This is a genomic window from Rossellomorea aquimaris (assembly GCF_001877785.1).
Lineage (GTDB): Bacteria > Bacillota > Bacilli > Bacillales > Bacillaceae_B > Rossellomorea > Rossellomorea aquimaris_A.
Window position 1 is genome coordinate 1 of the sequence record NZ_MINN01000010.1, and the last position, 473, is coordinate 473.

At 55.4% G+C, this 473-nt stretch carries 1 protein-coding gene; it reads left to right on the forward strand.

Annotated features, from left to right (window positions below; genetic code table 11):
* Positions 1-473, forward strand: a 473-nt coding sequence (locus BHE18_RS00055) for a terminase gpA endonuclease subunit (protein WP_141771789.1), incomplete at both ends; no start/stop codon positions are given.

A 473-nucleotide genomic window follows, 5' to 3' on the forward strand; every position in this document is an offset into this window, starting at 1 on the left:
CCTTTGTGAACACCACGCTGGGCGAGACCTGGGAAGAGGCCGTGGGCGAAAAACTCGATCACCAGGTGCTGATGGATAAGGTTGTGCGTTACACGGCGGCGGTGCCTGCCCGGGTGGTTTATCTGACGGCGGGCATTGACTCGCAGCGAAACCGTTTTGAGATGTATGTCTGGGGATGGGCACCGGGAGAGGAAGCTTTTCTGGTGGATAAAATCATCATTATGGGGCGTCCTGATGAGGAAGAGACGCTGTTACGTGTGGATGCGGCGATCAACAAAAAATACCGCCATGCGGATGGCACCGAAATGACCATTTCCCGTGTCTGCTGGGACACCGGGGGGATCGATGGTGAAATCGTCTACCAGAGGTCAAAAAAACACGGTGTTTTCCGTGTGCTGCCGGTAAAAGGCGCGTCTGTCTATGGCAAGCCGGTGATCACCATGCCGAAAACCCGCAATCAGCGGGGCGTTTAT